The sequence below is a fragment of the Streptomyces sp. NPDC040410 genome (assembly GCF_055595715.1).
The window spans coordinates 37842-60643 of sequence record NZ_JBVIVK010000008.1 but is presented as its reverse complement, the minus strand read 5'-3'; the positions used below and the strand labels follow the sequence as shown (position 1 = coordinate 60643).

The window sequence follows — 22802 nt, the reverse complement described above, 5'->3', positions numbered from 1 at the left end:
TACTCCCTGGTTTCGAATGCTTAACCACCGGGCATGAGCCGTAAGCGCTGTGGGCAATGAGGCCTGCCGCGCATCTGCGGGATGGGCGACGACGCTCCTCCCGCTCACGGTCCGACGGACACCGATCTGTCCGCTTCGGTCCCCATAGCTTTCACCGCCGCGCGCGGCGCCCCGCCGCGACCCCGCGGCCGTCCGCATGCTGGAACGGAGTATCCGGTTCCCGAGAACCGCTCCATCATGTAACCTGCACGAAATTTCACATGCCACGCAGAGGGCCAACGTCGTCCCTCGGCACATTTCATATGCCACATGACGACGACGGGAGAGCCGATGCGTACGCCGCGCCAGCCGTCCCAGCACTCCGCGAATGGCCAGAACTGGTCCTTCATGGATGCTCGCCCTGCTGCGCAGGGTATGTACGACCCCCGCAACGAGCACGACGCCTGTGGCGTCGGCTTCGTGGCCACCCTCACCGGCGAGGCGAGCCATGCGCTGGTCGAGCAGGCGCTCACGGTTCTGCGCAACCTGGAGCACCGCGGCGCCACCGGCTCCGAGCCCGACTCGGGTGACGGCGCGGGCATCCTGTCCCAGGTCCCGGATGCCTTCTTCCGCGAGGTGGCCGGATGCGAACTTCCTCAGGCCGGCGCGTACGCCGTCGGTATCGCCTTCCTGCCCGAGGACGGCGCCGACGGCGCCGTCTCGCAGATCGAGACGATCGCCGCGGACGAGGGCCTGACCGTCCTCGGCTGGCGCGAGGTCCCGGTCGCCCCCGAACTGCTGGGCGCCACCGCCCGTTCGACGATGCCCGCCTTCCGTCAGGTCTTCGTGGCCGACGGCGTCAGCGAGGGCATCGACCTCGACCGCAAGGTCTTCGTGCTGCGCAAGCGCGCCGAGCGCGAGGCCGGCGTCTACTTCCCGTCGCTGTCCGCGCGGACCATCGTCTACAAGGGCATGCTGACCACCGGTCAGCTCGAGCCCTTCTTCCCGGACCTGTCCGACCGCCGCTTCGCCTCCGCGATCGCGCTCGTGCACTCCCGGTTCTCCACGAACACCTTCCCCTCGTGGCCGCTCGCCCACCCGTACCGCTTCGTCGCGCACAACGGCGAGATCAACACGGTCAAGGGCAACCGCAACTGGATGCGCGCCCGGGAGTCCCAGCTGGTCTCCGACCTGTTCGGCTCCGACGAGAAGGCCATCGAGCGGATCTTCCCGGTCTGCACGCCGGACGCCTCCGACTCGGCGTCCTTCGACGAGGTCCTCGAACTCCTGCACCTGGGCGGCCGTTCGCTGCCGCACTCCGTGCTGATGATGATCCCAGAGGCGTGGGAGAACCACGACTCCATGGACCCGGCCCGGCGCGCCTTCTACCAGTTCCACTCCACGATGATGGAGCCCTGGGACGGCCCGGCCTGTGTCACCTTCACCGACGGCACCCAGGTCGGCGCGGTCCTCGACCGCAACGGCCTGCGCCCCGGCCGCTACTGGGTCACCGACGAGGGCCTCGTCGTCCTCGGCTCCGAGGTCGGTGTCCTCGACATCGACCCCTCCAAGGTCGTCCGCAAGGGCCGGCTGCAGCCCGGCAAGATGTTCCTCGTCGACACCGCCGAGCACCGCATCATCGAGGACGACGAGATCAAGGCCGAGCTCGCCGCCGAGAAGCCGTACGCGGAGTGGCTCGAAACCGGCGAGATCGAGCTCTCCGACCTGCCCGAGCGCGAGCACATCGTGCACACGCACGCCTCGGTCACCCGCCGCCAGCAGACCTTCGGCTACACCGAGGAGGAGCTGCGCGTCATCCTGGCGCCGATGGCCAAGTCCGGTGCCGAGCCGATCGGTTCGATGGGCACGGACTCGCCGATCGCCGCGCTGTCCGAGCGCCCGCGGCTGCTCTTCGACTACTTCACCCAGCTGTTCGCGCAGGTCACCAACCCGCCGCTGGACGCGATCCGCGAGGAACTGGTCACCTCCCTGCGCTCGTCACTGGGCCCGGAAGGCAACATCCTCGAGCCGACGGCCGCGTCCTGCCGCAGCGTCACCCTGCCCTTCCCGGTCATCGACAACGACGAGCTGGCCAAGCTCATCCACATCAACGCCGACGGCGACATGCCCGGCTTCAAGGCCGCGACCCTGTCCGGCCTGTACCGGGTCTCCGGCGGCGGCGACGCCCTCGCCGCGCGCATCGACGAGATCTGTACCGAGGCCGACGCCGCCATCGAGAACGGCGCCCGCCTGATCGTCCTGTCGGACCGCCACTCGGACGCCGAGCACGCGCCGATCCCCTCGCTGCTGCTCACCTCGGCCGTCCACCACCACCTCATCCGCACCAAGCAGCGCACGCAGGTGGGCCTGCTCGTCGAGGCCGGTGACGTCCGCGAGGTCCACCACGTCGCCCTGCTCATCGGCTTCGGCGCCGCCGCCGTGAACCCGTACCTGGCGATGGAGTCGGTCGAGGACCTGGTCCGCGCCGGCACCTTCCTGCCGGGCATCGAGCCCGAGAAGGCCATCCGCAACCTGATCTACGCGCTCGGCAAGGGCGTCCTGAAGGTCATGTCCAAGATGGGCATCTCGACCGTCGCCTCCTACCGAGGCGCCCAGGTCTTCGAGGCCGTCGGCCTCGACGACGCCTTCGTCGAGAAGTACTTCAACGGCACGGCCACCAAGATCGGCGGCGTCGGCATCGACGTCATCGCCAAGGAGGTCGCCGCCCGCCATGCCAAGGCGTACCCGGCGAGTGGCATCGCTCCCGCGCACCGCGCCCTCGAGATAGGCGGCGAGTACCAGTGGCGCCGCGAAGGCGAACCGCACCTGTTCGACCCGGAGACGGTCTTCCGCCTCCAGCACTCGACGCGCAGCGCCCGCTACGACATCTTCAAGAAGTACACGGACCGGGTGAACGAGCAGTCCGAGCGCCTGATGACGCTGCGCGGCCTGTTCGGGTTCAAGAGCGACCGGCAGCCGATCTCCGTCGACGAGGTCGAGCCGGTCTCGGAGATCGTCAAGCGGTTCTCCACCGGCGCCATGTCGTACGGCTCCATCTCCAAGGAGGCGCACGAGACCCTCGCCATCGCCATGAACCAGCTGGGCGGCAAGTCCAACACCGGTGAAGGCGGCGAGGACGCGGACCGCCTCTACGACCCCGCCCGTCGTTCGTCGATCAAGCAGGTCGCCTCCGGCCGCTTCGGTGTGACCTCCGAGTACCTGGTCAACGCCGACGACATCCAGATCAAGATGGCCCAGGGCGCCAAGCCAGGCGAGGGCGGCCAGCTGCCCGGCCACAAGGTGTACCCGTGGGTGGCGAAGACCCGGCACTCGACGCCGGGCGTGGGGCTCATCTCCCCGCCGCCGCACCACGACATCTACTCCATCGAGGACCTGGCCCAGCTGATCCACGACCTCAAGAACGCGAACCCGGCGGCACGCATCCACGTGAAGCTGGTGTCGGAGGTCGGCGTCGGCACGGTCGCCGCCGGTGTGTCCAAGGCCCACGCGGACGTCGTCCTCATCTCCGGCCACGACGGCGGTACGGGCGCCTCGCCGCTGACCTCGCTGAAGCACGCGGGCGGTCCCTGGGAGCTCGGCCTCGCCGAGACCCAGCAGACGCTGCTGCTCAACGGCCTGCGCGACCGCATCGTCGTGCAGACCGACGGTCAGCTGAAGACCGGCCGTGACGTCGTCATCGCCGCGCTGCTCGGCGCCGAGGAGTTCGGTTTCGCGACCGCGCCGCTCGTCGTCTCCGGCTGCGTCATGATGCGCGTCTGCCACCTGGACACCTGCCCGGTGGGCATCGCCACCCAGAACCCGACCCTGCGGGACCGGTTCTCCGGCAAGGCCGAGTACGTCGTGAACTTCTTCAAGTTCATCGCCGAAGAGGTCCGCGAGATCCTCGCCGAGCTGGGCTTCCGCTCCATCGAGGAGGCCGTCGGCCACGCCGAGGCGCTGGACGTCACGCGTGCCGTCGACCACTGGAAGGCGCAGGGCCTGGACCTGGCCCCGCTCTTCCACGTGCCCGAGCTGCCCGAGGGCGCGGTGCGCCACCAGGTGATCGCGCAGGACCACGGGCTGGAGAAGGCGCTCGACAACGAGCTGATCAAGCTCGCCGCCGACGCCCTGGCCGCGGACTCCGCGACCGACGCCCAGCCGGTGCGCGCCCAGGTCGCGATCCGCAACATCAACCGCACGGTCGGCACCATGCTCGGCCACGAGGTGACGAAGAAGTTCGGCGGAGCGGGCCTGCCCGAGGACACCGTCGACATCACCTTCACCGGCAGCGCGGGCCAGTCCTTCGGCGCGTTCCTGCCGCGCGGTGTCACGCTGCGGCTGGAGGGTGACGCCAACGACTACGTCGGCAAGGGCCTCTCCGGCGGCCGGGTGATCGTCCGCCCCGACCGGGGCGCCGACCACCTCGCCGAGTACTCGACGATCGCGGGCAACACCATCGCGTACGGCGCGACCGGCGGTGAGCTGTTCCTGCGCGGCCGTACGGGCGAGCGGTTCTGTGTCCGCAACTCCGGCGCCACCGTCGTGTCCGAGGGTGTGGGCGACCACGGCTGCGAGTACATGACCGGCGGTCACGCGGTCGTCCTCGGCGAGACGGGCCGCAACTTCGCGGCCGGCATGTCGGGCGGCGTCGCGTACGTCATCGACCTGAACCGCGACAACGTCAACGTCGGCAACCTCGACGCGGTCGAGGCGCTGTCCGAGGGTGACAAGCAGTGGCTGCACGACGTGGTGCGCCGCCACGCCGAGGAAACCGGGTCGACCGTGGCCGAGAAGCTCCTCGCCGAGTGGGACGAGGCCGTGGAGCGCTTCAGCAAGATCATCCCCAGCACGTACAAGGCAGTGCTCGCCGCCAAGGACGCCGCCGAGCGAGCCGGTCTCTCCGAGACCGAGATCACCGAGAAGATGATGGAGGCGGCGACCAATGGCTGATCCCAAGGGCTTTCTCAACCACGGCCGCGAGGTCGCCAAGTCCCGCCCGGTCGAGGTGCGCCTCAAGGACTGGAACGAGGTCTACGTCCCCGGCTCCCTGCTGCCGATCATCAGCAAGCAGGCCAGCCGGTGCATGGACTGCGGCATCCCGTTCTGCCACAACGGCTGTCCGCTGGGGAACCTGATCCCCGAGTGGAACGACTACGCCTACCGCGAGGACTGGGCGGCCGCCTCCGAGCGCCTGCACGCCACGAACAACTTCCCGGAGTTCACGGGCCGTCTGTGCCCCGCTCCCTGCGAGTCGGCGTGTGTGCTGGGCATCAACCAGCCGGCCGTGACCATCAAGAACGTCGAGGTCTCGATCATCGACAAGGCGTGGGAGACCGGTGACGTCGCCGCGCAGGCGCCGGAGCGGCTCTCCGGCAAGACGGTCGCGGTCATCGGCTCGGGCCCGGCGGGCCTGGCCGCCGCCCAGCAGCTGACCCGGGCGGGCCACACCGTCGCCGTCTACGAGCGCGCGGACCGCATCGGAGGCCTCCTCCGCTACGGCATCCCCGAGTTCAAGATGGAGAAGCGGCACATCAACCGCCGTATCGAGCAGATGCGCGCGGAGGGCACCCGCTTCCGCACGGGCATCGAGATCGGCCGCGACCTCAAGGCGACGGACCTGCGCAAGCGGTACGACGCCGTGGTCATCGCCGCCGGTGCGACGACCGCCCGTGACCTTCCCGTCCCCGGGCGGGAGCTGAAGGGCATCTACCAGGCGATGGAGTACCTGCCGCTGGCCAACAAGGTCCAGGAGGGCGACTTCGTGGCGCCTCCGATCTCGGCCGAGGGCAAGCACGTCGTGGTCATCGGCGGCGGCGACACCGGCGCGGACTGCGTGGGCACCGCCCACCGTCAGGGCGCGGCCTCGGTCACACAGCTGGAGATCATGCCCCGCCCGAACGACGAGCGGAACGCGGTCTCCCAGCCCTGGCCGACCTTCCCGATGCTCTACAAGGTGACGAGCGCGCACGAGGAGGGCGGCGAGCGGGTCTACTCCGTCTCCACCACCCACTTCGAGGGCGACGAGGACGGCAACGTCCAGTGGCTGCACCTCACCGAGGTCGAGTTCGTCGACGGCAAGCTGACCTCGAAGCCGGGCACGGAGCGCAAGATCCCCGCCCAGCTGGTCACCCTCGCCATGGGCTTCACCGGCACCGACCGGGAGAACGGCGTGGTGGACCAGTTCGGCCTGGACCTCGACGAGCGCGGCAACATCGCCCGCGACGCCGACTTCCAGACCAACGTGCCGGGCGTCTTCGTCGCCGGTGACGCCGGCCGCGGCCAGTCGCTCATCGTGTGGGCGATCGCGGAGGGCCGCTCGGCCGCCCGCGGCGTCGACCGCTTCCTGACCGGTGCCAGCGACCTGCCGGCCCCGATCCGCCCGACGGACCGCGCGCTGATGGTCTGACGGACGCCAGGAAAGCATCTCAACAGACGTCCCGTACAACGGCGTACGGAACACAGACGGCGCCTGCCCCTTGTCCCCGACCGGACGAATGGGCAGGCGCCGCCGCATGTGGCCGCGGGCCTCAGTTCCACCCGCACCTGGTGCCACTCGGCCACGGGACACGTCTCGTGCCCCGTCGCCAGGAAGCGCCCGGCCGCCCAAAGCGGCCGGATCCCGTTGAAGTGGGCGGGTGGTGACGGCGCTCAGCCCGTCAGCCCGGTGACCTTGCCTGCCGTCAGGACCACCAGCAGCACCAGCAGACCCGCGCACGCAGCGGCCTGGACCAGGCCGCGGCGCCGGTCCCGGGGTGCGTACGCGTACGCCAGCGTCACCGCCCCGCCGGCCAGCAGACCGCCGAGGTGGCCCTCCCAGGAGGTGAACCAGGCGGAGATCACCAGCCACAGCAGCAGGCCCGCCATGAACCGGTTGACCGCGTTCATGTCGGCGCCGAGGCGGCGGGCCATGACGTAGTAGGCGGCTCCCAGACCGAAGATCGCGCCGGACGCGCCGACGGTGGGTTCGCCGGACGCGAGCAGCAGCACCAGGACCGAGCCGCCGAGCGCCGACAGCAGGTACAGGGCCAGGTAGCGGACACGGCCGAGCTGGGCCTCCACCACGCGTCCCAGGTTCCACAGCGCCATCATGTTCATCACGATGTGCAGGATCCCGAACGTCCCCTCGGTGGGCGGCAGATGCAGGAAGGCGCCGGTCAGCAGCCGGTACCACTCGCCGGCGACGACACCCTCGGGGCTGAAGTCCGCGGGGTACGGCTGCTGCCACAGATAGTGTCCGCCGTCCGCCCCCACGAGCCCGGCCCCCAGCATCTCGAAGCGGTCCACGATCGCCGGACGCACCAGCTCGCCCAGGTAGGCGAGCATGTCGAGCCCGATCAGCACGTACGTCACGACGGGCGCCGCCGTGATCCGCCCGCCGAACACGGTACGCGCATGGCGTACCGACCGCGCCCCCTCCTTCACGCACTCCACGCACTGGTGGCCGACGGACGCCGCACGCATGCAGTCCGGGCAGATGTACCGGTCGCAGCGTGTGCAGCGGACGTGCGACTCCACCCTGGGATGGCCGTAGCAGGTGGTGACGGTGGACTCGGACTCCACGGCCGGCTCCTCGCGGGGGACGGGACGAATGGTGAGCCGGTGGGGACGGCGGCGAACAAAATAGCGAACGCCTGTGAAAGGAGCGGGAGGTGGGGCAGAAGTGACGTAGCCTCGGCGGCAGTTCCGGTGCCGGTGAACGAGGGGGAGTACAGATGGCCGCGATCAGTCTCAGCAAGGTCGAGGAGACCGCGCCCGCGCTGGTCAGCCTCTACAAGAGCGCCGGGGTCTCCCTTGCGAGGCACGGGCTGGACGGCGTGCGGGCGGCCGTCTATCTCGTGGTCGACTACTCGGGGTCCATGAAGCCCTACTACCAGGACGGCAGCGTGCAGGCGCTCGCCGACCGGGTGCTCGGGCTGTCCGCGCACTTCGACGACGACGGAACCGTACCGGCGGTGTTCTTCTCCACGGACGTCGACGCCGTCACCGAGATCGCCCTCGCCGACCACCAGGGCCGGGTCGCACGGATCGTGGACGGGCTCGGGCACATGGGCAAGACCAGCTACCACCTCGCGATGGACGCCGTGATCGACCACTACCTCGACAGCGGGTCGAAGGACCCCGCCCTCGTCGTCTTCCAGACCGACGGCGGGCCGATCAACAAGCTCGCCGCGGAACGGTACCTGTGCAAGGCGGCGAAGCTGCCGCTGTTCTGGCAGTTCATCGGCTTCGGCGACCCGGGCAGCAGGCAGTTCGAGTTCCTGCGCAAGCTCGACGAACTGGCGGTGCCGGGCAAGCGGGCCGTCGACAACGCCGGGTTCTTCCACGCCGGCTCGGATCCGCGGAAGGTGTCCGACGCGGAGCTGTACGACCGGCTGGTGGGCGAGTTCCCGAAGTGGCTGCAGGCCGCACGGGCGCAGGGGATCGTGCGGGCGTCCTGAGATTGGCGGCACCGTTGGCTCTGTCCGGTCGCCGTGCCTACCCTGAGGTTGATCCGACGGGGAGGCGACGACACATGGACGGCGCACGACCGGGGAACGAGGCGGCGGGCACGGGGGGCTCCGCACGCAGAGGCAAGGTCGCCAAGGGCGAGCGGGTCGCCGACTGGGCCGACGGGCGGCTCGGCCTGTACGGGCTGGCCAAGGCCAACATGCGCAAGGTCTTCCCGGACCACTGGTCCTTCATGCTGGGCGAGGTCTGCCTCTACAGCTTCCTCATCCTGATCCTCACCGGCATCTACCTCACCCTGTTCTTCGAGCCGAGCGGTACCGAGGTCGTCTACAACGGCTCGTACGAGCCGCTCAACGGCGTCATCATGACCCGGGCGTACGAGTCCACGCTCGACATCAGCTTCGACGTGCGCGGCGGGCTGCTGATCCGGCAGATCCACCACTGGGCGGCGCTGGTCTTCGTGGCCGGAATGCTCGTGCACATGATGCGGGTGTTCTTCACCGGCGCGTTCCGCAAGCCGCGCGAGCTCAACTGGGTGTTCGGCTGGTCCCTGCTGATGCTCGGCATCATCACCGGCCTGACCGGCTACTCGCTCCCCGACGACCTGCTCTCCGGCACCGGCATCCGCTTCGCCCAGGGCGCGATCCTGTCCGTCCCGATCGTCGGGACGTACCTGTCCTTCTTCCTCTTCGGCGGCGAGTTCCCGGGGCACGACATCATCCCGCGGCTCTTCCCGATCCACGTCCTGCTGCTGCCGGGGATCATGCTGGGCCTGGTGGTCGCCCATCTGATCCTGGTCTTCTACCACAAGCACACGCAGTACCCGGGGCCCGGCCGGGACGAGAAGTCGGTGGTCGGCATGCCCTTCCTGCCGGTCTACATGGCCAAGGCCGGCGGCTTCTTCTTCCTCGTCTTCGGCGTGCTGGCGATGATGGGCGGCATCGCCAGCATCAACCCCGTGTGGGCGTTCGGGCCCTACCGTCCGGACCTGGTGACGACGGGCGCCCAGCCCGACTGGTACCTCGGCTTCTCCGAGGGCCTGATCCGGGTGATGCCGGGGTGGGAGATCAACGCCTGGGGCCACACCCTGGCGCTGGGCGTCTTCATCCCCTTCTCGCTCTTCCCGCTGATCCTGCTCGCCCTCGGCCTCTACCCCTTCCTGGAGGCGTGGATCACCGGCGACAGACGCGAGCACCACATCCTGGACCGGCCGCGCAACGCACCCGTCCGCACCGGCCTCGGCGTGGCCTGGCTGAGCCTGTACGCGGTGCTGCTGATCGGCGGCGGCAACGACATCGTGGCCACGCATCTGCACCTGTCGATCAACGTGATCACCTGGTTCGTGCGGGTCTCCGTCTTCGTGATGCCGGTCCTCGCCTTCTTCGTCACCAGACGCATCTGCCTCGGGCTGCAGCGCCGCGACCGGGACACGGTGCTGCACGGCAGGGAGACGGGCACCATCAAACGGCTCCCGAACGGCGAGTACGTCGAAGTACACGAACCCCTCCCGCAGGGCCGGCGGTTCACCCTCACCCAGCACGAGCAGAACCCGCCGTACGAGATCGGGCCGCTCGTCGACGCGAACGGCGTACGGCGGCGGGTCAGGCCGTCGCAGCGGGTACGCGCGCGGCTGGCCCGGGCCATGTTCGGCTCCGAGTCACGGATCGCCAAGCCGTCGGTGGAGGAGTACCGGGAGGTCACCAGCGGCGACTCGCATCACTGAGGACGAGGGCCCGGCCCGAGCGGGGGCCGCCCCAGGCGGTGCGCAGGGCGCGGGCCTTGCCCAGCCAGAGCGAGAGGTCGTACTCCGCCGTGTAGCCGATCGCCCCGTGCGACTGGAGGGCCGTACGGGCGGTGGCGTACGCCGCCTCGCAGGCCGTGACGCGGGCGGCCGCCACGTCGGCCGGGGTCATTGTCAGCGCGGCGCCGAAGACCAGGGGGCGTGCGAACTCCAGGGCGGTCTTCGCGTCGGCGAGGCGGTGTTTGACTGCCTGGAAGGAGCCGACGGGGACACCGAACTGGGTGCGCTGCCTGACGTACGCGACCGTCCTGTCGAAGGTGACGTCGGCCGCGCTGCTTCGCAAGCTGACCGCACGCGAGGCCTTCGGGCGGTACGCCGAGCCCTGGGAAGTGGCCAACGTGATCGTGTTCCTGGCGTCCGGCTACTCCTCGTACATGACCGGAGAGGTCGTCTCCGTCAGCAGCCGGCATCCCTGACGACCGGACAGACCACAATGGAACCGTGCCGACCAAGAAGAAGCCCCAGGTGACCGCCGCGAAGCAGCCCGCGGGCGCCGCCGCTCACGACCGCCGCCGCGAACTCCTCGACACCGCCGCCGAGGTCTTCGCCGAGCAGGGCTACAACGCCACCACCGTACGCAAGATCGCGGACCATGCGGGCATGCTCGCGGGCAGCCTCTACTACCACTTCGACTCCAAGGAGTCGATGCTCGAGGAGATCCTGCGCACCTTCCTCGACGAGCTCTGGGACGGCTACGACACCGTCCTGGCGGCCGGGCTCGGGCCCCGGGAGGCCCTCGAAGCCCTGGTCACCGAATCGTTCAGGGAGATCGACCGGCACCGCGCCGCCGTCGCGATCTACCAGAGGGAGTCCAGGCAGCTGGTCGCGCAGGAGCGGTTCGCGTTCCTCGCCGAGTCCCAGCGCAGGTTCGAGAAGGCGTGGCTGTCCACGCTGGAGCACGGCGTCGCGGCCCGCGTCTTCCGCGCGGACCTCGACGTCCGGCTCACCTACCGGTTCGTGCGCGACACGGTTTGGGTCGCCGCGTCCTGGTACCGGCCGGGCGGACAGCACAGCCCGGAGGAGATCGCCCGGCAGTACCTGTCGATGGTGCTGGACGGGATCGCCGTACGCACATGACTCACGTAGCTCATCGGAGAGTCTGGGAGTTGCCATGGCCGACGCCTACATCGTCGAAGCGGTCCGTACGCCCGTCGGGCGGCGCGGGGGAGGACTGAGCGGGGTCCACCCGGCCGACCTGGGCGCGCATGTGCTGAAGGAACTCGTCTCGCGCGCGGGCGTGGACCCGGCCGTCGAGGACGTCGTCCTCGGCTGTCTGGAAAGTGCGGTCTCCATCAGCCGGCGACCTCCTGTGCCCGTGTGAGATGACCTCGCGTATCAGGCCCAGCTCCGCCGTGGTCGGTTCCCGGGGCCGAGGGTCATGCCGCTCTCCAGGCGGGAGACGACCTCGTCGGCGGTCATCGTCTTGTCACTCACCTACGCATCCTCCTTCCCGAAGGTGTCGCGGACCCGGTCGGCGACGCCCCTGACGCTCGCCTCGAAGGTGAAGCCCTGCTCGAAGCGGTAGCTGCGGCGCACGTCCACGGGGTCGATGCCGTTGACAGCGGCCTTCGCCAGCCGGAGCAGCTCCCCGTCCTTGGCGGCGATCTCGCGGGCCTGTTCCAGGGCGGCCGCCCGCAGCTGCGCGCGCGGCACCACCCGCCACACCGAGTCGTGCGCATGCAGCTCGGACGCGGTGACGGTGCGCGCGGTGAAGTAGAGGGCACGCATCAGATGCTGCGGGACCAGCCGGGCCAGATGCGTGGCCGCGCCCAGCGCCCCGCGGTCCAGCTCGGGCAGCCCGAAGGTGGCGTCCTCGCTCGCCACGATCAGGTCCGCGTTCCCCACCAGGCCGATGCCGCCGCCCAGACAGAAGCCCTGCACGGCAGCCACCACGGGAACCTCGCACTCGTACACCGCGGCGAAGGCCTCGAAGCAGCCGCGGTTGGCGCCTGCCAGCGCGCCCTGCCTCCGCGTCTGTATCTCCTTGTGGAGGGCTGGCGGGCGGGTCCGAGCGCCGACAAAGGGGCACGGTGGAGCCCGGCCGAGGCCGGGGAGACGGCGCTGAAGCTGCTGGCGGCGGCGGACGTGCCGGGGGCGCGGTGTACGGGGCGTAGGGGGCGTGCGTGCAGCCGGTCTCGCGGCGCCGGTCATGGCATTTTCAGCCGTCGGGGTCGCCCTGCACGGCGCCGGTCACGGCAATCTCAGCCCGTCCGGGGTTCGAGGATGAGGCCGTCCAGGCCGAAGCGGGGCCCGGGGCCGGCGGCCCCCGTGACGCCCACCGGCTCCGGGCACCAGCACACCTACGTGTCACACTCCAGCACCGTCCGGCACAGCGCACACCGCGCGCGCACGCGCCCCCCTACCGGCACCCTGATCCGCTGCTGGCAGGTCGGACAGGGAAAGGAGACCCGCAGCCGCCCGCCGCCGTCGGGCGTGAAGGCGTAGGGGACACCGGGCTGAGGTCCGGGCGCGTGGCGGCGGTCGCGGGCGTAGCGGCGCCGGCCCGCCCAGCCGGCCGCGGTCAGCGGCGGCTGCTCCTCGTCGAGCCGGGCCTGGGCCATGCCCTTCCCGTACGCCGTGTAGGCCTGCGGGCTGGTGAACCACACCGACGGGTCCTCGCCGAAGACCAGCGACCGCTTGGCGAGGACGTAGCCGAACTCCTCCGGTGTCAGGTAGCCCAGCTTCTGCGACGAGTCCGCGTCCTCGCGGTAGGCGTCCAGGAGGAGCCAGCCCGCGCCCAGGTACGTCGTCGCCGTGTCCGTGAGGATCTCGTTGTCGCGCGTGCCGTCGAAGGCCAGGTCGAGCCGGTGCAGGTAGACGTGCATCACCTCGTGGGCGAGAGCCGCGCCGATGTCCCGGCGATGGCTGCGGAAGCGGTCGTTCAGCTCGACGAAGTACTCGGGGCCCGCGGCGAGTTCGACATTCGCCGCGTACTGCATCTCGCGGAAGCCGACGATCACGCGCGCGTCCGGCAGACGGTAGTGGCGCACCAGCTCGCGGGCCACCCGCTGCGCGCCCAGATACAAGTCGTCGGTGTCGCAGAACGCCACGTCGGCGGGGGCCACGCTGGTCGAGAACGTCTGGATGGTGTCGTAGGACAGCCTCTTGTAGAGCGCGGTGATGGCGGCCCGCACCGTGTCCAGGTGTGGGTAGCCGTGCACAACCGGTCCGTCGTTCGCCACGCCCGTACCCCCAAGACGCCGTGAACCCGGTTCCACTGTACGAGGGCGCGGGCGGATTCTCCCTCGCCGGATTCCCGCCGTTTCCGACGGTCCACCCACAGGCGGGCGGCGCACGCCACGTAGGGTGGTCGCCCATGACCACCAGCAACACCGGAACCGGTGACGTCGACCCCGCCGTGCGCGAGGAGCTCGCCCGGCTGCGCGACAGCATCGACAACATCGACGCGGCCGTCGTGCACATGCTCGCCGAGCGCTTCAAGTGCACCCAGCAGGTCGGCCACCTCAAAGCCCGGCACCAGCTGCCGCCCGCCGACCCGGACCGCGAGGCCCGGCAGATCGCCCGTCTGCGCGCCCTCGCCGAGAGCGCCAAGCTTGATCCGGCGTTCGCTGAGAAGTTCCTGAATTTCATCATCGGCGAGGTCATCCGCCACCACGAGCGCATCGCCGAGGACACGGTGAACGGCTCGGCGCACCTGGCCAATTGACCTCGGCATCCGCCCCCAGGACGTGACACGGCGGCCCGCGGGAGGCATGCTGCGCTGTGCACTCCTTGTCAGCTGACGAGCACGCCCCGTCAGCCCCTCGGGCATATGCTGTTTTGTCCACGAGGAAGGGACGCCGGGCCATGCCGTCGGATGCCAGGATCCTCATCGTCGACGACCACGAGGACACGCTGTACGCCCTCGAGAGCGCCCTGGCCCCGCTGGGCTACCGGCTGGGCCGCGCCACCAGCGGCGACGAGGCCCTCAAGCACGTGCTCCGCGGTCAGGTCGGCCTCCTCCTGCTCGATGTGCGCATGCCGGGCGTCAGCGGCCTCGACGTGGTCCGGTACATGCGGCGCCTGGAGCAGACCCAGCACATACCCGTCGTCCTGCTCACCGGCTTCGGCCCCGACCACGAACTGACCTCCACCGCCTTCGGACTCGGCGTCGCCGACCTCGTCATGAAGCCCATCGACCCCTGGGCCCTGCGCACCAAGGTCCGCTACCTGTTCGACGCCCACCAGCGCCACCTCGCGCTGGAGGAGGAGGCGCGCGAGTTGCGCGCGCTGGTCAAGGACCACGCCGAAGCCGCCGGGGAACACCCCGTGCGCCCCGCCCTGCACCGCCCGGGCGCCGCCCGGTTGCCGACGCAGCGGGCCTAGGCCCTCCTGCCGAGTCGGTGGCATCGGGCCCCGGGGCCTGTGGGCGCACGCCGGGGAGTTGCGAGCAGGGCCGGACATGGGCCGCGAACCGATCCGCCTCTGTGCGTCGCCAGAGCCATCAGGCAGCATGTCGTGCATGTCCGTACTGACGCGCGACGAAGCGCAGACCCGTGCCAAGCTCCTCGACGTCCACCGCTACACGATCGACCTCGATCTGACCACCGGCGACGAGACCTTCGACTCCCGCACCGTCATCAGGTTCACGGCCCGTACGGACGCTGACACCTTCGTCGAGCTCAAGCCCGCCCGGCTGCGCTCCGTCACCCTCGACGGACAGCCCCTCGACGCGAAGTCCCTGGACGAGAACAGGCTGCCGCTGAAGGACCTCACCGCCGGCGAGCACGAGCTGCGCATCGACGCCGCCATGCGCTACTCCCGCACCGGCGAGGGCATGCACCGCTTCACCGACCCCACCGACGGCGAAACCTACGTCTACACCCAGCTGTTCATGGACGACGTGCAGCGCGTCTTCGCCGCCTTCGACCAGCCCGACCTCAAGGCCGTCTTCGACCTGTCCGTGAAGGCCCCCGAAGGCTGGACCGTCCTCGCCAACGGCATCACCGACCACCTCGGCGAGGGCCGCTGGCAGGCCGCGGCCACCCCGCTGATCTCCACCTACCTCGTCGCCGTCGCCGCCGGCCCCTGGCACTCCGTGCGCACGGAGCACCGCGGCCTGCCCTTCGGCATCCACTGCCGCCGCTCCCTGACCCCCTACCTGGACGCGGACGCCGACGAACTCCTCGAGATCACCAAGCAGTGCTACGACCGCTACCACGAGAAGTTCGAGGAGCCCTACCCCTTCGACTCCTACGACCAGGCGTTCGTCCCCGAGTTCAACGCCGGCGCCATGGAGAACCCGGGCCTGGTCACCTTCCGCGACGAGTTCGTCTACCGCTCCGCGGTCACCGACACCGAGCGCCAGACCCGTGCCATGGTCATCGCCCACGAGATGGCCCACATGTGGTTCGGCGACCTCGTCACACTGCGCTGGTGGGACGACATCTGGCTGAACGAGTCCTTCGCCGAGTACATGGGCTACCAGACCCTCACCGAGGCCACCCGCTTCACCGACACCTGGACCGACTTCGGCGTCTCCCGCAAGGCCTGGGGCTACGACGCCGACCAGCGCCCCACCACCCACCCCGTCGCCCCGGAAGCCGTCGACGACACGGCCTCCGCCCTCCTCAACTTCGACGGCATCTCCTACGCCAAGGGCGCCTCCGCCCTGCGCCAACTGGTCGCCTGGCTCGGCGAGAAGGACTTCCTGGCCGGCATCAACACCCACTTCGCCCGCCACAGGTTCGGCAACGCCACCCTCGCCGACTTCATCGACTCCCTCGCCGGCGCCACCGAACGCGACGTCCACGCCTGGGCCGACGCCTGGCTGCGCACCACCGGGGTCGACACCCTCATCCCGCGCGTCGCCCCCGCCACCGACGGCACCTGCACCCTCACCGTCGACCACACCGGCAGCCGCCCGCACCGCATCGCCGCCGGCCTGTACGACCTCGACGTCGCCGACGAGGGCCGCCACCTCGTCCTGCGCGAACGCCTCGGCCTCGACGTCCCGCAGACCGCCGCCCAGCCCATCGGAAAGCGCCCCGCGCTGCTCCTCCTCAACGACGGCGACCTGACCTACGCCAAGGTCCGCTTCGACCCCGGCTCCTTCGAAACCGTCCGTGCCGCACTATCCGGCCTGCCCGAGCCGCTCACCCGCGCGGTCGTGTGGAACGCCCTCAGGGACGCGGTCCGCGACGGCGAACTGGCCGTCCCCGCCTATCTGGAGGCCGCCTGCACCCACCTTCCGCACGAGACGGACCTCGCCGTCGTCCAGGGCGTCCTCGCCTTCGCCACCGCCCACGCAGCCGACCGCTACCTCACCGCCGAGAAGCGGCCGGCAGCCCTCACCTCCCTCACCGCCCTGTGCCGCGACCTCATCCGGCGCACCGAGGACGGCGACAACCCCGGCCTGCGCCTGATCGCCGTACGCCACTTCATCGACATCGCCGCACACCCCGACACCATCGCCGCCTGGCTCGCCGACGGCACCGTGCCCGGCGGCCCCGAGCTCGACCCGGAGCTGCGCTGGCGGGTCCTCGGCCGCCTCGCCGTCCTCGGCGCCACCGACGAGGACGCCATCGCCGCCGAGCTGGACCTCGACCCGAGCGCCACCGGCCAGGAGGGCGCCGCCCGATGCCGGGCCGCCCTGCCCGACCCGCAGGCCAAGGCCAAGGCCTGGGACGCGATGTTCGCCGGCGACGACCTCTCCAACTACCTGTTCACCGCCACCGCCCGGGGCTTCTGGCAGCCCGAACAGGCCGACCTCGTACGGGAGTACGTACGGCGCTACTACGAGGACGCCGTCGCCGTCGCCGCCCGCCGCGGTCCCGCCATCGCCGACGCCGCCGGCCGCTGGGCCTTCCCCGCCCACGCCGTCGACGCCGACACCCTGCGCCTCGGCGAGCAGTGCCTGCGCGACGCCGACCCGATCCCCGCCCTGCGCCGCAAACTCGCCGACCAACTCGACGACCTCGCACGGGCGTTGCGGGTGAGGGAGGCGCAGGGCCGGGACGTGGGCACGGCCGGTCGCCGCTGCTGACGACGCGGTGGGCTGATCGTCCCTCGTGGGCTCGCGCGGCCAGGTCCTCCGGCTCGTACGGCCGAAGATTCCTGGCCCCTGCGGCCGAGGGCGATCAGCAGCCGGAGGAACCGGGATCGTCGTGACCCGGCGCCACCGGCAACATCGGCCCGTGCCCTGTGGAGCGGCTGGTCGCCGCCGGCCGGCCCGTGCCCGCGCCGACCCGCGACCCCTCAGCCCCCCGCCCCGCCCGCCGGGGCGGAGGTGACCCGACTGCAACTCGACCGGCCCACCGGCCGGTTCGAAGGAGCGACGAGACCCATCCTGTCGGAACCGCAGGTCCACGACACCGGCCCGCAGGTCCACGACACCGGGCCGCAGGTCCACGACACCGGGCCGCAGGTCCACGACACCGGCCCGCAGGTCCACGACACCGGGCCGCAGGTCAAGCCGACACCGGGCCGCAGGTCCACGACACCGGGCCGCAGGTCCACGACACCGGGCCGCAGGTCAAGCCGACACCGGGCCGCAGGTCCACGACACCGGGCCGCAGGTCAAGCCGACACCGGGCCGCAGGTCCACGACACCGGCCCGCATCGGCTGACCCGCACGGGAAAGGAGGAGGAACCCACACCCCGTCCCCACACGGACGTACCTCCTTGTCGGTTCCGATCGTTGGACCTTCCGGGCGCGCGACCACGCATCCGCGTACAAGCTGGAACTCCCTCTGCCCGCGCCCGGGAGGACCTCATGAGCACGCCGCCCCTCGCCTCGGGCCCCGAAGGCCCCCATGCCCTGCGGCCATTGCTCGACACCGTGCTCGGCGCGCTGGACGCCAGCCGGCGGGCGCGTGGGGGACCGCTGCCCGCAGGCGGACCGGACGCGGTCGCCGCCCGGCTGCGGGACGCGGCCGGGGACGTACTGCCCGAGCACGGCGACCCGGACGCCCTGCGCGCCCTCGTCCACGCGCTCGCCGAAGGAGCCGCCGATCCGGCCCACCCGCTGTGCGCCGCCCATCTGCACTGCCCGCCCCTGGCCGTCGCCACCGCCGCCGACCTGGCCGCCTCCGCCCTCAACCAGTCCCTCGACTCCTGGGACCAGGCCCCGGCCGCCTCCGAACTGGAGGCACTGGTGACCCGGGCGCTCGCCCGCGAGACCGGCGCGGCAGACGCCCTGGTCACCACCGGCGGCACCGAGTCCAACCAACTCGCCCTCCTCCTGGCCCGCGAGGTGCACGGCACGGGCGTCCGGCTGGTCTGCGGGGCGAACGCCCACCATTCGCTGGCCCGTGCCGCCTGGCTGCTCGGGCTGCCCGACCCGGTCGTCGTGTCCGCCCCCGCCGGCACCCTCGACCCAGCCGCCCTCACCGAAGCCCTCAGCGGCGGCGCCGGTCACCGCAGCGGGCCCTTTCTGGTCGCCGCCACCGCGGGTACCACCGACGCGGGCCTCATCGACCCGCTCCCCGAGATCGCCGCCGTGTGCGCGGCCCACGGCGCCCGTCTGCACATCGACGCCGCCTACGGCGGAGGGCTTCTCTTCAGCGACCGCCACCGCGGCAGACTCACCGGCCTCGACCAAGCCGACACAGTCACCCTCGACCTGCACAAACTCGGCTGGCAGCCGGTCGCCGCCGGCCTCCTCACCGTCCGCCGCCCCCACGACCTCACCGCACTCCGGCAGCGCGCCGACTATCTCAACGCCGACGACGACACCGAAGCCGGTCTGCCGGACCTCCTGGGCCGCTCCCTGCGCACCACCCGCCGTCCCGACGTCCTCAAGATCGCCGTCACCCTCAAGACCCTCGGCCGGACCGGCCTCGGCCGACTCGTCGACCGAGTCTGCGACCATGCCCGCGAGTTCGCCGCCCTCGTCCACGGCCGTCCCGGATTCGAGCTGTACGCCCCGCCCACCATCAGCACGGTCCTGTTCCGGCCCGCCCGCGCCACCGACGCCGCCGTCGCCGCCGTACGCAGAGAACTCCTCACCGACGGACGCGCCGTCCTCGGCAGGGCCTGTCTCGACGGCCGCCTCTGGCTCAAGGCCACCCTCCTCAACCCCCACACCCGGCCCGACGACCTGGCCGCGCTCCTGACGCTCGTGGAAGAACTCGTGGAAGGACATCCCCCTCGATGAGCACGACCCCCCGCCCGCCCCGCCACGAGCCCGACGCGCCCCGCGACCTGGTCGGCATCGGCATCGGCCCCTTCAACCTCTCCCTCGCGGCCCTCGCCCACCCCCTCGGCGAACTCGACGCCGTCTTCTACGACCAGCGCCCCGCCTTCGACTGGCACCCCGGCCTCCTCATCGACGGCGCCACCGTCCAAGTGCCCTTCCTCGCCGACCTGGTGACCCTCGCCGACCCCGTCAGCCCCTGGTCGTTCCTCAACCACCTCAAGGCCTGCGACCGCCTGTTCCCCTTCTACTTCGCCGAGCGCTTCCACATCCAGCGCACCGAGTACGACGCCTACTGCCGCTGGGTGTCCGAGAACCTCCCGGAACTCCACTTCTCCCACCAGGCCGACGCCGTCCGCTTCAACCCCGAACGCGGCGTCTTCGAGGTCGACTTCACCCGGCTCGACGCCGACGGGGAAGCCGCGGCTCCCGGCCGTACGTACACCAGGAACGTCGTCCTCGGCATCGGCACCGCACCCCACGTGCCCGAACCGCTCAAACCCCTCGTCGATGCCCCCGGCGTGCCCGTCGTCCACGCCGCCGACTACCTCGCCCACCGCGACACCTTCCTCACCGCCGGGCATGTCACCGTCGTCGGCACGGGACAGTCCGGCGCCGAGGTCTTCCTCGACCTGCTGCGCCACCGCCCCGCCGGCCGCGAGAAGATCCACTGGCTCGGCCGCACCGAGGCCTTCGCCCCCATGGAGTACTCCAAGCTCGGCCTGGAGCACTTCACCCCCGACTACACCCGCTACTTCCACGCCCTCGCCGAACCCGTCCGCGACCGCCTCGTCACCGCGCAGTGGCAGCTCCACAAAGGCATCGACACCGGAACCATCGCCGCCATCCACGACGAGCTCTACCGCCGCACCCTGAACGGCGGCTGGCCCGACACCGTCCTCACCCCCGGCGTCAGCGTCCGCACCGCGGGACGCATCGCCACCGCCAAGATCGAACTCCACGTCGAGCACATCCAGCAGAACACCCGCTCCCGCCTCAGCACCGACGCCGTCGTCCTCGCCACCGGCTACCGCGAACGCCCCCTCGACCACATCCTCGCCGGCCTCGACCCCTGTCTGCGGCGCGACGGCCGCGAACGCCCGCGCATCGACGAACACTTCCGACTCGCCCTCGACCCGTCCGTCACGGGCACAGGCTGCAACGTCTACGTGCAGAACGCCGAACGCCACACGCACGGCGTGGGCAGTCCCGACCTCGGACTCGCCGCCTGGCGCAGCGCCACCATCCTCAACTCCCTGACCGGCAAGGAGACCTACCCCCTGCCCGCACGGACGGCCTTCACCAGCTTCGGCCTGCCACAGCAGCCGCAGATCCCGCCCGCCCGGCAGGCTCCGACGCTCACACCGCCGGTCGAGGGGCGATAGGCGGAGGGGGAGAGGGGGATCAGGCGTGCACCAGCCACTCCCGGTACCAGGCCAGGGCGGCGTCCACCGTCTCCGCGAGCGGTGCCGGCGCCGTTCAGCTCTGACGAGCCGGTGCCGCGTCAGCCAGGTCGAGAGCACGCGGGGACGCCGCTCCCTGACGGGCGAACCGTGGCTGACGCGGTACTAGAAGACAGGCGTGCCGTTCCGTGTGAGCTTCCAGTCCACCGACGCGAAGTCCGCCGGGTTCAGGACACCCTTCGCCGTCACCCACTCCGCGATCCGCGTCCGGATCTCCGTCGACTCCGACCACAGCTCGGTGGCGGAAGCAACGTGCGGGAACGCACCGCCGCCGTTGGCCCGGTAGTTGTTCACCGCCAGCACGAACTGCCGCGTGTCGTCCAGCGCCACACCCTCGTACGTCAGGTTCCTGATCCGCGAACCCGCCGGCTGCGCGATGTCGATCTCGTAGCCCAGACCCGACACATAGTCGTAGTTGTAGTCCGGACGGCCGTTCGCGTTCGTCAGCCTGTCCACGTCGACCACCGCATCGGCTGCCGTCCGCACGAAGTACTCCGCCGAGTACTCCAGGTACGCCCGGATCTGCACACCCGTCATCAGCTTCGCTACCAGGGTGTTGTCGTACACGTACAGACTCGACAGATCCCGGATCGTCACGTCACCGGCCGGGATCTCCGACGTCCGCGAGAACGGCGAGGCCTGCGCGATCACCGGCACCGACGCATACTCCGTGCCCGCCAGCGCCGCCCTGACGACATCCTCCTGAACCTTGGTGATCAGGTCGATGACCGGGGCGTCCTTGTAACGGGCCTCCACCGTCGTCAGCGTCTCGGTCGCCGTACCCACGACCTGGTTGACGTACTCCACGACGATGTCGTGGTCGTCCTTCAGCAACCTGGTGATCTTCGGGTCGTCGGCGACCGTGTTGGAGTTGAGCACCGACGCCGCGACCGACTCCACCGTCCAACGGCCCTTCTCGAAGACCAGCTCGAAGTCGAACACGGACAGCCGCTCCGCGTAGGCCAGCGGCTCCGACAGCACGACCGTCCTGCCCGTCTTCTCGTTGGTGACCTTCAGCTCCGGGATCTCCACGTGCGCATGCCCGACCAGGATCGCGTCGATTCCCGGCACCTGCTGCGCCACCAGCGCCGCCGAGTTCTCGACGTACGGCAGCTGGTCACCGTACGACGACGTGCCCGACGAACCCGAGTGCGCCGACACGACCACCACGTCCGCGCCCGTCGACCGCAGCTTCGGCACCCACTTCGCCGCCTGCTCCTCCAGCCCCGGGAACGTCAACTTGCCCTGCACATACGCCTTGTCCCAGATCGCGATACCGGGGTTGGTCAGACCGAGAACGGCCACCTTGACCGGCGGGGCGCCCGGCACGTGGAACTCCTTGACGAAGTAGGGAGGAAAGGCCGGCTTCAGCGTCTTCGCGTCCAGCGCGTTCGCGCCCAGCAGCGGGAAGCGGCACTGCTCCTCGAACTTCCGCAGCGTCTCGATGCCGTAGTTGAACTCGTGGTTCCCCAGCGCCACGGCGTCATAACCGATCGCGTTCATCGCCTGCGCCATCGGATGCACCGGACCGCCCTCGGCGGTGATCGGGTCCACCTTCGCGTAGTAGTACGTCAGCGGGGTGCCCTGGATCGTGTCACCCGCGTCCAGCAGCAGCGTGTTGCAGCGCCCCTTCTCTGCACGGACCTGGTTCACCAGCGTCGAGATGCGCGCCAGCCCCTGCGCGTTGCCCGCCTTGTCGGTGTAATCCGCGTCCTTGAAATAGTCCCAGTTGAAGATGTGACCGTGCAGGTCGGTCGTGCCCATCACCGTCAGCGAGTACCGCTTCGCCGGCTTCGCAGGAGTCTTCGCCTCCGCGGCCCCGGCCGCCGGAGTCGCCGCCGCACCGGTCAGCGCGACCCCCGCTCCGGTCACGACGGACTTCTTCAGGAACTTCCGGCGGTTCAACGGCATGTCAGGTTCTCCTCGGCCGACGGGTCAATGACGCGCGTAGATTCTGACCTGGTCATGACTGAAG

15 protein-coding genes and 2 pseudogenes are annotated in these 22802 nt (G+C 70.5%); 12 read left to right on the top strand and 5 right to left on the bottom strand.

What is annotated here, in order from left to right; translation table 11 throughout:
- The first annotated feature begins 330 nt into the window (after positions 1 to 330).
- Both gltB and ACZ562_RS18150 read left to right on the top strand, forming a co-directional pair.
- Positions 331 to 4929 carry a glutamate synthase large subunit gene (gene gltB / locus ACZ562_RS18155; RefSeq protein ID WP_471180318.1) on the top strand — a complete coding sequence of 1533 codons (4599 nt, stop codon included), beginning with the start codon at positions 331 to 333 and terminating at the stop codon, positions 4927 to 4929.
- Positions 4922 to 6385: a glutamate synthase subunit beta gene (locus ACZ562_RS18150; RefSeq protein WP_471179748.1), complete on the top strand. Its 1464-nt coding sequence runs from the start codon at positions 4922 to 4924 to the stop codon at positions 6383 to 6385. Before gltB ends, ACZ562_RS18150 begins: the two co-directional genes overlap by 8 nt.
- 242 nt (positions 6386 to 6627) lie before the next feature.
- Here the strand turns inward: ACZ562_RS18150 and ACZ562_RS18145 are convergent, their stop codons facing one another.
- Positions 6628 to 7539: a rhomboid family intramembrane serine protease gene (locus tag ACZ562_RS18145; protein ID WP_471179745.1), complete on the bottom strand. Its 912-nt coding sequence runs from the start codon at positions 7537 to 7539 to the stop codon at positions 6628 to 6630.
- 152 nt (positions 7540 to 7691) lie between these two features.
- Here ACZ562_RS18145 and ACZ562_RS18140 point away from each other — a divergent pair, with 152 nt between their 5' ends.
- Complete coding sequence (locus ACZ562_RS18140) at positions 7692 to 8417, top strand: vWA domain-containing protein (protein WP_471179742.1); 726 nt, start codon at positions 7692 to 7694, stop codon at positions 8415 to 8417.
- A 74-nt stretch (positions 8418 to 8491) separates the two neighbouring features.
- Positions 8492 to 10150, top strand: coding sequence for a cytochrome bc1 complex cytochrome b subunit (qcrB, locus tag ACZ562_RS18135; protein WP_471179739.1), 1659 nt, complete (start codon positions 8492 to 8494; stop codon positions 10148 to 10150).
- Here the strand turns inward: qcrB and ACZ562_RS18130 are convergent.
- Positions 10125 to 10481, bottom strand: a pseudogene (locus ACZ562_RS18130) (acyl-CoA dehydrogenase family protein); the annotation flags it as partial. The gene qcrB and the pseudogene ACZ562_RS18130 overlap by 26 nt on opposite strands.
- 4 nt (positions 10482 to 10485) lie before the next feature.
- Between ACZ562_RS18130 and ACZ562_RS18125 the strand changes: the two are divergent.
- The 3 genes and pseudogenes from ACZ562_RS18125 to ACZ562_RS18115 all read left to right on the top strand — a co-directional run.
- Positions 10486 to 10644, top strand: a complete 159-nt coding sequence (locus tag ACZ562_RS18125; protein WP_471179737.1) for an SDR family oxidoreductase — start codon at positions 10486 to 10488, stop codon at positions 10642 to 10644.
- 25 nt (positions 10645 to 10669) lie between these two features.
- Entirely contained in the window at positions 10670 to 11305 is a 636-nt protein-coding gene (locus ACZ562_RS18120) for a TetR/AcrR family transcriptional regulator (protein WP_471179734.1), read from the top strand.
- A gap of 34 nt (positions 11306 to 11339) precedes the next feature.
- Positions 11340 to 11547: pseudogene (locus ACZ562_RS18115) on the top strand (thiolase family protein); the annotation flags it as partial.
- 115 nt (positions 11548 to 11662) lie between these two features.
- On the opposite strand, the gene ACZ562_RS18110 reads toward ACZ562_RS18115, so the two are convergent.
- Positions 11663 to 12379, bottom strand: a complete 717-nt coding sequence (locus ACZ562_RS18110; RefSeq protein ID WP_471179731.1) for an enoyl-CoA hydratase family protein — start codon at positions 12377 to 12379, stop codon at positions 11663 to 11665.
- A gap of 149 nt (positions 12380 to 12528) precedes the next feature.
- Positions 12529 to 13410, bottom strand: a complete 882-nt coding sequence (locus ACZ562_RS18105) for a hypothetical protein (RefSeq protein WP_471179729.1) — start codon at positions 13408 to 13410, stop codon at positions 12529 to 12531.
- Positions 13411 to 13544: 134 nt separating this feature from the next.
- Here ACZ562_RS18105 and ACZ562_RS18100 point away from each other — a divergent pair, with 134 nt between their 5' ends.
- The 5 genes from ACZ562_RS18100 to ACZ562_RS18080 all read left to right on the top strand — a co-directional run bounded on the left by ACZ562_RS18100 (position 13545) and on the right by ACZ562_RS18080 (position 20749).
- Positions 13545 to 13895 carry a chorismate mutase gene (locus tag ACZ562_RS18100; RefSeq protein ID WP_471179727.1) on the top strand — a complete coding sequence of 117 codons (351 nt, stop codon included), beginning with the start codon at positions 13545 to 13547 and terminating at the stop codon, positions 13893 to 13895.
- A gap of 140 nt (positions 13896 to 14035) precedes the next feature.
- The gene (locus tag ACZ562_RS18095) at positions 14036 to 14554 is read left to right on the top strand and encodes a response regulator (protein WP_471179725.1); all 519 of its coding nucleotides are present in this window, start codon (positions 14036 to 14038) and stop codon (positions 14552 to 14554) included.
- 136 nt (positions 14555 to 14690) lie between these two features.
- Entirely contained in the window at positions 14691 to 17213 is a 2523-nt protein-coding gene (pepN, locus tag ACZ562_RS18090) for an aminopeptidase N (RefSeq protein WP_471179722.1), read from the top strand.
- 729 nt (positions 17214 to 17942) lie between these two features.
- On the top strand, positions 17943 to 19325 hold the full coding sequence (locus ACZ562_RS18085) for a pyridoxal phosphate-dependent decarboxylase family protein (protein WP_471179720.1): 1383 nt from the start codon (positions 17943 to 17945) through the stop codon (positions 19323 to 19325).
- On the top strand, positions 19322 to 20749 hold the full coding sequence (locus ACZ562_RS18080; RefSeq protein ID WP_471179718.1) for a lysine N(6)-hydroxylase/L-ornithine N(5)-oxygenase family protein: 1428 nt from the start codon (positions 19322 to 19324) through the stop codon (positions 20747 to 20749). Before ACZ562_RS18085 ends, ACZ562_RS18080 begins: the two co-directional genes overlap by 4 nt.
- Before the next feature lie 183 nt (positions 20750 to 20932).
- Here the strand turns inward: ACZ562_RS18080 and ACZ562_RS18075 are convergent, their stop codons facing one another.
- Complete coding sequence (locus ACZ562_RS18075) at positions 20933 to 22738, bottom strand: bifunctional metallophosphatase/5'-nucleotidase (RefSeq protein WP_471179715.1); 1806 nt, start codon at positions 22736 to 22738, stop codon at positions 20933 to 20935.
- Positions 22739 to 22802: the final 64 nt, after the last annotated feature.